This is a genomic window from Ancylomarina euxina, from assembly GCF_003863355.1.
GTDB classification, from domain to species: Bacteria; Bacteroidota; Bacteroidia; order Bacteroidales; family Marinifilaceae; genus Ancylomarina; species Ancylomarina euxinus.
This window is the reverse complement of sequence record NZ_QQWG01000030.1, coordinates 1-13,524: the sequence shown is the minus strand read 5'-3', so window position 1 is coordinate 13,524 and position 13,524 is coordinate 1. Positions and strand designations below refer to the sequence as shown.

The 13,524-nt window shown below is 32.4% G+C and carries 12 protein-coding genes; 8 read left to right on the top strand and 4 right to left on the bottom strand.

Annotated elements, in window-relative coordinates:
* Positions 1-222 precede the first annotated feature (222 nt).
* The 4 genes from DWB61_RS17050 to DWB61_RS17035 all read left to right on the top strand — a co-directional run bounded on the left by DWB61_RS17050 (position 223) and on the right by DWB61_RS17035 (position 4,205).
* Positions 223-900, top strand: coding sequence for a hypothetical protein (locus tag DWB61_RS17050; RefSeq protein WP_125032149.1), 678 nt, complete (start codon positions 223-225; stop codon positions 898-900).
* A 244-nt stretch (positions 901-1,144) separates the two neighbouring features.
* Positions 1,145-1,708, top strand: a complete 564-nt coding sequence (locus DWB61_RS17045; protein WP_125032148.1) for a hypothetical protein — start codon at positions 1,145-1,147, stop codon at positions 1,706-1,708.
* A gap of 193 nt (positions 1,709-1,901) precedes the next feature.
* Positions 1,902-2,648 (top strand): hypothetical protein, encoded by a 747-nt coding sequence (locus tag DWB61_RS17040; protein ID WP_125032147.1) that lies wholly within the window; start codon positions 1,902-1,904, stop codon positions 2,646-2,648.
* Positions 2,649-3,581: 933 nt separating this feature from the next.
* Positions 3,582-4,205, top strand: a complete 624-nt coding sequence (locus DWB61_RS17035; RefSeq protein WP_125032146.1) for a hypothetical protein — start codon at positions 3,582-3,584, stop codon at positions 4,203-4,205.
* Positions 4,206-4,554: 349 nt separating this feature from the next.
* Here the strand turns inward: DWB61_RS17035 and DWB61_RS17030 are convergent, their stop codons facing one another.
* The 4 genes from DWB61_RS17030 to DWB61_RS17015 form a co-directional block, all read right to left on the bottom strand.
* Entirely contained in the window at positions 4,555-5,430 is an 876-nt protein-coding gene (locus DWB61_RS17030) for a radical SAM protein (protein WP_125032145.1), read from the bottom strand.
* Position 5,431: 1 nt separating this feature from the next.
* The gene (locus DWB61_RS17025) at positions 5,432-6,229 is read right to left on the bottom strand and encodes an SDR family NAD(P)-dependent oxidoreductase (RefSeq protein ID WP_125032144.1); all 798 of its coding nucleotides are present in this window, start codon (positions 6,227-6,229) and stop codon (positions 5,432-5,434) included.
* 4 nt (positions 6,230-6,233) lie between these two features.
* Positions 6,234-6,896: an oxygen-insensitive NAD(P)H nitroreductase gene (nfsB, locus tag DWB61_RS17020; RefSeq protein ID WP_125032143.1), complete on the bottom strand. Its 663-nt coding sequence runs from the start codon at positions 6,894-6,896 to the stop codon at positions 6,234-6,236.
* Between the two features lie 92 nt (positions 6,897-6,988).
* Positions 6,989-7,294, bottom strand: coding sequence for a DUF1330 domain-containing protein (locus tag DWB61_RS17015; protein ID WP_125032142.1), 306 nt, complete (start codon positions 7,292-7,294; stop codon positions 6,989-6,991).
* 207 nt (positions 7,295-7,501) lie between these two features.
* Here DWB61_RS17015 and DWB61_RS17010 point away from each other — a divergent pair, with 207 nt between their 5' ends.
* The 4 genes from DWB61_RS17010 to DWB61_RS16995 all read left to right on the top strand — a co-directional run bounded on the left by DWB61_RS17010 (position 7,502) and on the right by DWB61_RS16995 (position 12,572).
* Positions 7,502-8,353, top strand: coding sequence for an AraC family transcriptional regulator (locus DWB61_RS17010; RefSeq protein WP_125032141.1), 852 nt, complete (start codon positions 7,502-7,504; stop codon positions 8,351-8,353).
* Positions 8,354-9,229: 876 nt separating this feature from the next.
* A complete protein-coding gene (locus DWB61_RS17005; RefSeq protein ID WP_125032140.1) occupies positions 9,230-9,838 on the top strand; it encodes an RDD family protein in 609 nt (202 codons plus the stop codon).
* Positions 9,839-10,228: 390 nt separating this feature from the next.
* On the top strand, positions 10,229-11,290 hold the full coding sequence (locus DWB61_RS17000; protein ID WP_125032139.1) for a hypothetical protein: 1,062 nt from the start codon (positions 10,229-10,231) through the stop codon (positions 11,288-11,290).
* A 217-nt stretch (positions 11,291-11,507) separates the two neighbouring features.
* Positions 11,508-12,572, top strand: a complete 1,065-nt coding sequence (locus DWB61_RS16995; RefSeq protein WP_158614457.1) for a DUF2971 domain-containing protein — start codon at positions 11,508-11,510, stop codon at positions 12,570-12,572.
* The last annotated feature ends 952 nt before the right edge of the window (positions 12,573-13,524 follow it).

The window sequence follows — 13,524 nt, the reverse complement described above, 5'->3', positions numbered from 1 at the left end:
AACAAAGTGTCATAAGTAATGCGGGGAAACGTGCAAATTTTGAACATAAATGCCTATATTTGAGCTTTATCACGGCTTGAAAGTTTAGTGGGGTTAAATCCCGCACTACTCATACACTAGGCCGTTAGGCAACATTCCCCACATCAGAGTAACCGATTAATTTCTGATGCTAACAAATTAAATTTCAAGGGGAAATGAACGTTTTACCGTTAATCACAATTAATGAAAAATAGAATCTACATATTTAGTTTGGTATTATTAATAAGTCTTTACTCTTGTAAAAAAGGAGTTGAATCGAAAAAAAGCGAACATAATTTTAAAGCAAAAATAGATACCGTTGAGCTGAAGAAAGAAGCAATTGCGACTATCGAACGTGATTCGACTTTGAAGCCTCAAAAAGTAGACTTTATATTAGCATATTCCGAAATACAAACTGACACTTTAATAGGATTTTGTAATTGCGAGAAAAACGTAAAAAACAACACCTTGAAAATTCAAATCAGAACTGAATTTCCTGCTTTGAGTGAACTACAAAAAGGAAATAGAAATGCGACTGAATTTCAAATGGGTGTTTCAAGACAATATCGATTTTTGACTTTTTATTTAAGAGACTCTATAGTAGAAAAAGCAAAGATTTATAAAGCGTCAACGGAACAACAGTTTGAAAACAAAAAAATAGATTCAACTTCAATTGAAAATTATAAAATTAAGATCAACAGATTTGATTATAAAATTGCTCAAAATGTTTGGGGGAATTATGAATTAGAATTACCGAATCCTTTTGGTTTTATTGAAAATGATTTTAAAGTGAAAGGAACATTCCATTGTAATAATTGGAAAATTGTAGAATATGAAGAATTACCAGAATGGACAATAAAAGGAAATAATTATATTGAATAAGAACGATTGCCTAACAAAAGCTAAATTTCATGGGCGGTGATGCGAGTTTGGAAGTTTAGTTCAATTAAGAAACACCAGCAAGCCACCTAGATTTGGTTTGCAAAAAATATAAACAAATTTAATCGGCTTGCTTTCTTAGCGGTTTGATATGATTATTCTTTTAATCGCCCACGCAACTTAGCAAGACCGTTATGGCTAATTATATAGCTAGGCTGATATTATATTAAAATTAGACAAGAAATAAATGAGTCATTACGATTGGCAGAACATATTCGAAACTAAAAAGAATGAAGAATTGCTTAAGATCATTTGTGATAAAAGGCAGTATAATGAAGAAGCCCGATTGATTGGTGTTGAGATATTAAGATCTAGAAAATATAATCACAAAACAATCGACGTAGTTGAGAATGGAATCGCTGAGAGAGTGCGTAGAAGAAAAAGAGTTTCGAAAATTAAAATTCCAATTGAACTTTCTTTTGGATTTGATCATTTTAATAAACAAAAAAGCTTCCGAAGAAAACTTGACAAATCAACTTTTATGAGATTTGCAGACCGCGTGTTTTTTGATTTGAACTGGTATATCATTGAAAAAGGTGAGAATTACTTTATCGTAGAAGATCGTCCTAAGGAATTTCGCAGTGAACGACATTTTACAGAACTCACTGTCAGTTTTGAAAATGAAATTGTTTGTTGCAACGGAGAACAGATTGGTCTTGGTTTAATTATAGATTTTGGTAGAATAAATAATCGTATTATGACTTTTATTAATTTCTTTGACGATGTAATAACTAGCCATAACAAAAGCTAAATTTCATGGGCGGTGATGAGCAGTTTAGAAGTTTAGTTCAATTAAGAAACACCAGCAAGCCACTTTAATTGGTTTGCTTAGAAATATAAACAAATTTATGCGGCTTGCTTCCGCGCGGTTTGAAAGGATTTCTCTTTTAATCGCCCACGCAACTTAGCAAGACCGTTACAGGGCATTAAAAACAGAAACCAGAATGAAGAATATAATCTTATCAATAATTTTCATTTTCATTGTTGCAGATGTTTTCTCGACAGAGCAGCTTTCTGACAAGTTGATAATTGATGGAGATACTGTATACTTAAAAACTTTTCCATTAGAAGAATTAAAAATAGAAAAAAGTCCTTTCAAATATGGAAAGTCCAATTTTCCACATACAGCTTGTTGGCGGGGATATTGTGCAACATGGAAAATTATTGAAGGAAAATTAGCCTTGATTGATGTTGTGAAAGTTGATTCTACAAAGAAACATCTAGATATCATCAACTATCTGAAACTTAATAATTATTCACCAAAATTAATTGAAGGCTTTGTTTATGCAGATTGGTATACAAAAGATTTAACGCTGTACCATTTTAATAGAAACCAATGGAGATATGGAGGGATTTACTTAGACAAAAAGTACAGCTTCGTAGAATATAAAGAAGAAACGCAATTAAAATTTCGGAAAGGAGTTTTGTTGGAACAGAATATCCGAAGAATGGACTCCTATTCTATAGGAGACACATTAAGCTTAAAATTGAGAATCTTTCCACCAGGACTAGTAAAGAATAAATATTTGAAAATAGATGGACAAATTACAGAGAATAATGGGCAATTAGTAAAACTTGATATCTTCTCATTTGGATCAAAAAAAAAGAAGAAAATTAAGCGAATTAAATCTTTTCTGAGATCTAAAATAGATAGCGATGATATTTGGGTAAATCCTAACTATTGCGAATAAAGAATGAAAACGCCCTGTAACAAAAGCTAAATTTCATGGGCGGTGATAAGCAGTTTGAAAGCTTAGTTCAATTAAGAAACACCAGCAAGCCAATTCAATTGGATTGCTCAAAACATAAATAAGTTAATTAAATCGGCTTGCTTTTTTAGCGGTTTGAAAGATCAACTCTTTAAAATCGCCCACGCAACTTAGCAAGCCCGTTACAGCACATTTAGGAAAAACTATTCGAATGATAATTTATAAGAAAAGTTTCAATTCAGTTAAAAGTGAGCAAGAACTAATCATGTTGCTCTCCAAAAGATTGATCACTTCCAAAGATCTTAACAAATTTCATGTCTTTCCTTTTTCCCTGTTCTCAAAAGGATACCGATTAGACATTAAGAAATCTTTGAAGATCTTATTTGAAGGTGAGATCAAAACAAATACGTTCAAATTATATACTTCCAGTCTCATTTTTTCAACACATAATTGGACACCAATTTTTATTGAAGGTGATATCGAAGATAAACGTATATCCTTAGCTTATTCTCTTTCGTTATTCAATATTTTAGCAATAGTAGCATTTTCTCTAGCAGCTTTAATAATTCAAGATGAAACTGTCAAATCAGAATATATTTCTTTAGCAATCATTTGTATATTTCTGTTACAAATAGGTTTCAAGATCTTAAGAATAAACAAAATATTTAATCGGATTTGTAAGAAAGAAGTATCATGATAAACGTGCTGTAACAAAAGCTAAATTTCATGGGCGGTGACGAGCAATTCGAAAGTTTAGTACAATTAACAAACACCAGCAAGCCACCCAAATTTGGTTTGCGTAAAAATATAAACAAATTTATGCGGCTTGCTTCTTTAGCGGTTTGAGAAGTTAATTCTTTTAAATCGCCCACGCAACTTAGCAAGACCGTTGTGCGTCATTTAAAAACAACCGATATGACACTTGAGACAGATAGACAAAAAGTAATTAGATTCTTTGAAAAATTTATTGATAATTATATTGTAAAGGATTTGACAATTTTACAATCAATACAACCTGACAAAGAAACAGGAATGGGAGGCTGTACAATTCCAACAGCTATGACTATTATTTCTTCAATGGAATTGTTAGGTTTTTTATTGAATCCAAATGGAGAAACAGGAAAGTCAAAAGACAACATAAGCTATTTTCTATTTTTCCCAAATGAGAAATTATTTCCAGATTATTATGACAATGTGACTTTCGAAAAGATTTACAACTATAGACACGGAATGATGCATCACTTCTTTCCAAAATTTAAAGGACAGTTTGCCGGTATTTGTAAAAATAAGAATACTTCAGAACTGTATATTCCACATGAGATTGACGGAGTTGAAGAAGAATCATTAAATGTAAATGTATTGGCAGTTGACTTTTTGGATGCATTGAGCAAGTTGAAAGAATTTTTACAAGAAAACACAGACGAGAAAATCTTTGATACAATTATAAAAGGACTAAAAAATTTAGATTACTATTTTGAAGTACAAAATATTACAACAACGGAAACAACAATAAATCCTGGGACACCAAAAAATAAATAAAAACGAACGCACAACAAATTGCAAATTGCATTGCGGGTGCAGTGGTTTGCGCTGTCTCTGCTCCTTTCTTGACCGTCATGTCCTATCGGACACTGACGCTCTTCGAAATCCGCAACGACAACTTGCAAGTGACCGTTGTATGCAAGCAAAAGAGAGAAAGCTCATCGAAGAAACGACAGTGCAAATTTGAGGGAATTTATTTTATTTTTTTCTCCCACCGCACTGAGAAAAGAAACCCAATGCAGGAACAGCACATTTGCAAATCGCACGAACTAACTCACAGACCAAAATTTGCAAAAGAGCTGTTTTACCAAACGCAACCTAAAAAACGATTCATAGACAATATGTATTAAATTGAATGACGCTCAGGAACACTGTTCAGTACTTCTTTAGTAGTATTATTTAATACTAACTTAATTTTTTCAGTTGCTTCCAACTTACCTTTAGGGAGTTGAGTGTCAAAACTTACCGTATTAATAACATGAATACCCATGTAATAAGTTGGCACATTTATCAATTCAATGGTTTTTATCTGTTCTTCCAGAATTTCTTTCTCTGTTGCCATTTGAAAACTTCCATTTGCAATATCAGCTTCAAGTTTTGTTCCATTATTAACGTTTAGTGTGGTTGGGACAATTCCTAATGGTTTAACTTTGTTTATTAGTTTTGCATTGGCTATGGCATTTTCAACACCTCTGTTTTTCCCGGCTGCACCAAACATAAATCCATAGAAAAAAGTAATGCAGGCTATATTTAATCTTTCAAGTTGTTTCTCAGTGTCACTCAATGAAGCCCCTTTGTTTAAATAATCAAGGGCATCACCCAATCCTGTCTCAACTCCAATCCATAAATCCCCAATTCCGAGTTTAGCTAGTTCAGCTAATTCTTCATCAGATTTATGCATGATATTGTTTATGGATGCATACATAGTAATGATTTCAACCTTTGGTAAATATTTATGAATTTGTTCTGCTATATTCTTTAAGCGATTTGCTGATAATACAAAAGCATCTCCATTTACTAAAAATATTCTTTTTACGTTCGGATATAATCTTTGAGCCTCTTGCAAGTCTTGTTCTATTCTATCAGCTTTAGCTATTGAGAATTTAACATCGTGGTACATTGTACAAAATGTACATTTATTATGAGCACAACCAACTGTAACTTCTAACAGCAGAGTATTTGCCTCGTAAGGAGGCCTGTAAACCGGTCCTGTATAATTCATATCAATCTGTTAGTTTATTCGTAAATTCAATGAGGTTATTTACAATATTGGAATTGTAGGTGTCACCATGAGCCTTTGCGTACACTCCAGAGTCATTATCAAAGTACTCACCGCTATGTTTTTTATGTTCTTCCCCAATAGCCAAATCATATAATATATCAGCTCCTTTATCAGCCGGTGCCCAATATTGCCCGTATGCTTCTTTTACCATTTTTGTATTAAGTAATGAACCTGGATTTACTGCAATGGCAGTTATATTTTTATGTAGGTTTGCAAAATGATAGTTCCATATAGTCAAGGCTAATTTACTCTGAGCATACGATTCATTTACACTTATTTTTTGCTTACCAGCCATCGCATCATAGGATATTGCAGACTGTGCTGCTGAACTTAAGTTGATGACCCTTGAGTCAGTTCCTTGCTCTAATAATGGTAGTAGCTTATTTGTTAAAACAAAAGGAGCAATGTAATTGACCATAAATCGCAAATCTAATCCTTCATTAGAATGAGTTGCTGAAGTTTTAAATACGCCTGCATTATTAATGATAACATCTAGTCTGTCGATTTTCTTCATGATTTGCTCTGCCATATTCTTAACAACATTCAAATTTGAAAAATCGGCAACAAAACCAAATACATTATCATTTTTTGTGTTTTCCTTTATTTCCGAAATGGTATCGTTAAGCTTTTCCTCATTTCTTCCATGCAAGTATACCACATGACCATCATTTGCCAACCTTAAAGCTGCCAGTTTACCAATTCCATCGGTACTTCCGGTTATAAGTATATTCTTTTTCATTGTCTTAGCTTAGAATTGTAATAATTTCTTCTTCAGGCAATCTTGATTTAGGAGTTTTATTAGGCATGTTAAAATCACTTTCCTTACGGTAACCTAATGAAACAACACCAATGGCTGTAAATCCTTTTTCTCGTAAGCCAAATTCTTCATCTAAGGCTTTCATATCCACCCCTTCCATTGGCAGTGCGTCAATGCCTAGAGCAGCAACCCCAAGTAAGAGATTTCCCATATTCATATAAACCTGTTTATCCATCCAATGTTGTTGGTCTTTATAGTCATATTTGTGCATCTTGGCAAAGATATTTCGTGCACCAAATACCATTTGTTTAATTTCATCATTTGGATACCTGCCATCTTTGTCTTCGGTTTCCAAAAGGTGTAACATATATTCATCATCAGCATCGGTTCTTGCACAAAAAACAATAACATGTGAAGCATCCTTTACTTTTTGCTCGTTAAACTGATAAAAACCTTGTGTCCCTTTTGCGATGCGCTCTTTTCCACCCTCTGTATTTGCAATTACAAAATGCCATGGCTGTATGTTTGTGCTTGAAGGACTCATTCGCAAAAGAGTTTTAATCTTGTCGAAATCTTTTTCAGATATTTTTTTTGAAGGATCAAATTCCTTTGTTGAGTAACGCCAATTTGCTATATCTGTAATATTCATGATTCTATGTTGTTTAAATGAAATTGTTTTTATTTGCGAATTCTTTATAATTAAAGAGCCTTTACATTAATAAAAACTCTTTTGAATTTCTATTATCCTGCAAATTCATCCTTTGCTTCTATTAGGTAATGATTGCTTACTGAGCCTTCTGTTCTTGCTTTCAAATGTTGAGCATACTCTGGGTCATTCATAAAATCCATAGCTGCTTGTTTACTTGGCCATTCGATAATAATTCTTAAACCAGCTTCCTTTTTATCTCCTTCAACTTGTTCGTGTGAAGTTGTTCTTGCAACATATTTCCCACCATATTTAGGAACAAGCTTATTTGAAACCGGTAAATAATCAGGAATCCACTTGTCTGTTGTTGGAGTAACGTCTAATACTGAATAATAAGTCATAATACTAAATTTTAAATTGTTAATTATTTTATTTATTTGTTATGATACAAAGGTAAAGCAGTTTTAGTCCGCTGGTGTTGTATACAAATTGGAATAAATTGTATATTAATTGGTTTTAATAAAGAAACACATCAAGGAGCAGAGGTAATATCTATTTATTGTAGTAATTTAGACTCAAATATTAAAATGTAAACCAATTCTGATACAATGAAAACTGAGACAATTAACAAACTATTTGAAATACATATTGAAGAAATGGAGGTGTGGACTAAAAGACCATATAAAAACAATTTCTTTGAAATAGTATATATTGAAAAAGGAACCGGCAGCCAATGCATTAACCAACATGAATTTGAATATATTGATGGGAACATATTTTTCCTGCCACCATTGGATTGTCATTCATTTAAAATTTTAAGTCCATCCAAATTCTATTTTATAAGGTTTACTGACCATTTTTTTCTACAAAAAAATAATCTGACTGATTATAATGTGTGGTTTGATAAAATTGCTTACATAATTGCCAAATACAATAAGGTGCCTGGTGATATAATATCATCAGAACATGACAGACAGTTTATTATTAATAATATAAAATCTATATATCAGGAATATTTGCGAGCTGACAGCTATTCTGATTCGATAATTTCGGGCTCTATAGCTTCTATTCTAAATATTTTAGCACGAAGTATTGAAAACAAATACGTGGGCAAAGCCAACGAAACTGATAATAGATTTGGAGAAATTCTTCGTTATATTAACACTCACTTGCTGGACAATGAAAATCTTCGATTAAGTGTATTGGCAGAAAACTTTGGTATTTCTAAAACTTACTTTTCAGAATACTTTAAAAAGCAAGCTGGAGTTAGTCTTGTTGATTACGTTTTAAAATCAAAACTTAAAATAGTAGAAACAAAAGTATTGCATACTGACCTTAGTTTAAAAGAAATTGCATGGCAATTAAACTTTACTGATAGCAGCCATTTGGCAAGGACATTTAAGAAGACATATGGTATGACAGTAAAAGAATTTAAAAGTAAAGGACATACTTGCGGATAAAAAGACTGCTCTTTTGCAAGCACATTACCAAAGCTCCACGAGCCAACTCTAAAGCCAAAGCTTTGTCAAAGAGCTTACAAAGCTGACCCAATTTGCCACAGGGCATTAGGGTTTGCCGGCGCTCAAAAAAACAAAATAAATTTGTACTTCGTAGGTAGATTTGTGCGATTTAATAAGGACATAAAAAAGACTGCTAATAGATTGATAAACAGATAGAAATCAATGAACGCCAGCATACAACAATAAATATACGTAATGCGGGCGATGCGGGTAAATTTAAGTTTGTACATTTACTAAAATTTGTAGCGGTTTGATAGGGAAGTGCCTTGAAATCCCGCACTACGCATATTCGAGCCGTTGTGCCTCATAGCGGATTTATTTCCCCAAATCAAATACCAATTAAATCGGTTTCTAAGCCTTGATAATTTTTCAATTATAAACACGCCAGCCCGCTCAAGATTTGATTTACTAAGCGTGAGTTTTCATGAGATCGTGCTTGACAGATTCCTATTCTTTGTGAGGTTTCAAGACGGATCGGTGTATCGTCCTGATATGACACGATTCTAGAACGAACTGATTTCGTGAATTATCATGATGATTTTTCGGCCTACGCGCATTGGTAGTTTCACCAACCAAGTGGCAAGGATAATTGGTATTTATGGCTACGAGGCACAACAATGCATTAAAAAACAAAACTGGCGTTTGAAGTCTGCTCCGCAGCCTCCACACATTCGGGCTGACAAAATTTAATGTATTGCGGCTGCTACTTTTCGCGCTTTTTTCTTATGTTTGGCTAAGCATTTATTCGTTTGCGCACTTTGGCCGTTTCGATTTTTATGCTTTACGTTAGCTGCAACCAAAGGAAAATAAAAAACTATGAGAATACCCAGAAAATTGATATTAAACTTCTTCACTAAAAGTTATTTAAAACAAGCTGACAGCTTTCCAATGACCATCTTGAATTCTAGAATGAAATCAATGATTAGTGATTTATGGTTTTGCATGGCTATCATAATGCCCTTTTTTTTACTTTTTATGATTTTATTTTTTTTAATACAGACTTTTATATATCCTGAAATTGAATATTTTCCTACCTACTTATCTGTTATGTTGTTGCCTTGGTTGGTATTATTATTTATAATTCTTAACAAAGACATTGCATCTGGAATGAGTGCAGGAAAGAGAACTTTTGGCTTTAAAATAGTTGACATCCAAACTAAAAAGGAAGCATCACAATTGCAATGTATGCTAAGAAATGTAACAATGATGCTTTGGCCTTTAGAAGTATTAATGATTATAATAAATCCAAAACGAAGAATTGGAGATTTCATTGCTAAGACTGAAGTTGTTGAAACAGAAATATGTGTAATTGACACTCTAATTCAAGATCTTGATTCAATTGATAAAATTTCTCCAAGATTGATCTTGATTTCATTGTTTATAATTGTTGGATTGACTTCTATATCATTCATCGGGACAATCTAAAAAAACGATAATGGCAGCAGCTAACAAAAGCTAAATTTCATGGGCGCTGATAAGCAGTTCGAAAGTTTAGTCCAATTAAGAAACACCAGCAAGCCAATTCAATTTGTCTTGTTCAAAATATTAATAGGTAAATTTAATCGGCTTGCTTACTTGGCGGTTTGAAAGGAAAACTCTTCGAAATCGCCCACGAAAACTTAGCAAGACCGTTAGCCACCATAAGAAAATACAATAGTTCAATTAGAGAAGAGTAATATGACAACATTTCTTAACTTAAACATTGATAAACCAATTTATTGGAAATTTCTTCGAAAACATATAACGTATAGCGTATTATGGATCTTAGGAACGTGGATACTTTTATTTAGGGGAGATACTACATTGTTAAAAGGCATGCCTGAAGACTTACACTGGATAAATAATACCATACCTTTTATTTATTTATCTACTGTTGCTATAGTTATGTTGAAAACTAAATGGTACTATAATTTGAGTATCCTTTTCTACCCATTTCTGATGATATTCTGGTTTATTCCCAAGTCTGTTTTAAACAAAGGAAAAATATACCTTTTATCTGGTTACGCCAACCTAATATTCACACGGATAAAAAAGTACAAATCTACCTTTATCCATATGATTTTGGTATCAGGAACCATTTTACTATTATCAACAACGGATTATCTTTATGTGAAAATATTTAGTATGGTTTATTTCGCATTCATTTATTACAAGATTGTAATTAGATATGTGAAACAATCTTTTCAACCAGCACAGATTTTTGGGGCTGATATTGATAAAACTTTAGACCAACTAATAGAATCTCCAGAGCAATCCTATAAAATGATTAAAAGCTTTGAAGAAAATAAGGAAGATGAAAAATTACCTGAAGATGAAAGAAATTTTAAACGTATTAAAAGGTTAATAATAGCAAACTCAATCGTCGAATTTTTAGGAACTAACCTGACCAGCTTTAAAGGGAAAAGAGCCTTTGTTGTATCCTGGATTTACCAACTTGTTGGTTTTGTATTTATCACGTTTACCTTTTACACATTTTTAAATTTTCAATTATATCATACTTTTCCTGAAAGCTTTAATGTCACAGGTATTCCACATTTTTTTGATTTCATTTATTACACTATTAAAACAGTAACATTCGGTAATATTGAAAGTATTGTACCTGTTGGTATTATTGCTAGAGTAATTGAAATGCTATCGTTCTTAACTGTTGGTGTCTTTATTTTAATAATCGTTACGTCGGTAATATTTTCTATGAGACAAGATAAAATTAATGCTAATATTCAAAAAGCTACTCAAGTGTGCTTGGCTCAGAATAAATATCTAGTCCAACATATACAAGAGAGATATAATGTAGACATCAATACTGTTTTAAATGAAGCATCTTCAATAAAGGAATCTGTTGAAAATATTAGAAAAACAATTGAACGCTTATTATAAATTACGGTGGCTAACAAAAGCTAAATTTCATGGGCGGTGATGAATAGTTCAAAAGTTTAGTACAATTAAGAAACACCAGCAAGCCACCTAGATTTGGTTTGCAAAAAATATAAACAAATATATGCGGCTTGCTTCCGCGCGGTTTGAAAGGTTAATTCTTTTAAATCGCCCACGCAACTTAGCAAGACCGTTAGCGGCAAATATAAAAAAGAGAAACATGCGTACAATTTTCAAATATAGACCTCATTCTGATTTTCTATTCAAGGAACTATACTATAATGAATTGTATTTTGCATCTTATGAAGAGCTAAATGACCCATTAGATTTGAGTGCAAGAATTGATTTCACTCCTTATGAAATAAATTCACTTGATTACTTAATATGGTTTATTATGAAAGTTCATGTGGATTTATCTGGAAAAACATCAACAATTGAGGTTACCAATCTTTTTATAAAACTTCATAAAAACGATGAAGCTATTCAAGAATTGAAAGAATCAATTTTTGAAAAAATGGAAGCTCATTTAGTATCTAATAAAAACATTTGGCTAGAAAACCTTATTACTATTCTTAGAGCTTCTTTCAGTGAAGTTGTTCCTGAAGTTAAAATGGATGAAGTTAGACTAAAGAGCAAACTAGAACAATTATCAAGAAAATTCTTGCGTGCAAGCTTTGTCTCTTGTTTTTCAGAAAAAAATAACGAACCACTTATGTGGGCACATTATGCAAGTAAACATGCGGGAGTATGTTTGGAATTTAATCTTGAAACTCTAGGGATGTTTACTTATGAAGTAAATCATGATTTTAAAACACTAGCTAAAGACGGCAATATTATTAAAGAATTTACAAAAGAGACTTATACATATAAAGATAGGATTCGCTCTGTTTCTTATGAAGCAGAACAACCTCATGTTAATTTCTTCAAATTTGCTCCAGTTTTCGAAAATGAAAACGATACTGATCTAATTGAATTAAATAAAAGTTGGACTCATGATTATGCCCATGAATTAGAGTGGGTTTTTTCAACAAAGACTCTCAATTGGGAATATGAAAAAGAATTAAGGGCTATACAAATCAATTTTAAAGAAAATCAGATTCCTGAAGAGAGAATAAGACATTATCCTATCGAAATGCTTAAATCTGTATATTTTGGTTCTAACACTCCCGAGGTTTCGAAGAAGAGAATTTATAAGATAATTTCGCGCAAATCACACGAGATTCAATTCTTCAATACTCAACTTGGCGGTGCAAATAAGATAATTTTCGAAGACTATGAACCTTAAGGAGTTAAATATCAGCCGCTAACAAAAGCTAAATTTCATGGGCGGTGATTAGCAGTTTGAAAGTTTGACACAATTAAGAAACACCAGCAAGCCAATTCAAATTGGTTTGCTGGAAAATATAAGCAAATTTAATCGGCTTGCTTACTTGGCGGTTTAAAGGATAATTCTTTTAAATCGCCCACGCAACTTAGCAAGACCGTTACCATTCATTGTAACTCAAAAAAAAACATAAACTATGATTAAAAGAAATTTATCCTCAATACTAGTTATAATTGCAATGCTTATAAATATTCTAACTTTTGATTTTGCGGATATTGATACTTCATCAGCAAGATTTTGGTTGTTTATCGGTTCTTCAATACTCATTATCGCTTCGATAATATCAATAGTTACTAACGAAAATAAAAACAATAGAAAAAGGGATTCTGTCTCAAATACGGAATAAAAATCACAACCGAATTTTTAGCAAGTTTTCGGAATCTGAATTGAAAACAAAAACTGAACTGTATATGAAATTTAACAAGTTTAGGTATTGCTCACTCAATCGAAATGCTTTTCGTAATAGCACACTGTCTGAGTTTATTCAAACCATGAACAGTGAAAACGGAATTTGGTCGGATAAATTTGACTCTGAAAAACAACGAAATGGTAACAAAAGCTAAATTTCATGGGCGGTGGCGAGTAGCTTGTAAGTTTAGTACAATTAAGAAACACCAGCAAGCCACTTTAATTGGTTTGCTGAAAAATATAAACAAATTTATGCGGCTTGCTTCCGCGCGGTTTGAAAGGTTATTTCTTTTAAATCGCCCACGCAACTTAGCAAGACCGTTACCATTCATTGCACTCAACAAATGAATTTAAAAATACCCATGGAAAAGAGAGTGAAATGATTAACCATAATTCTTGCTCTTTTGGCAAATCTTTTTGATATTGTGATTACGATTATTTATCT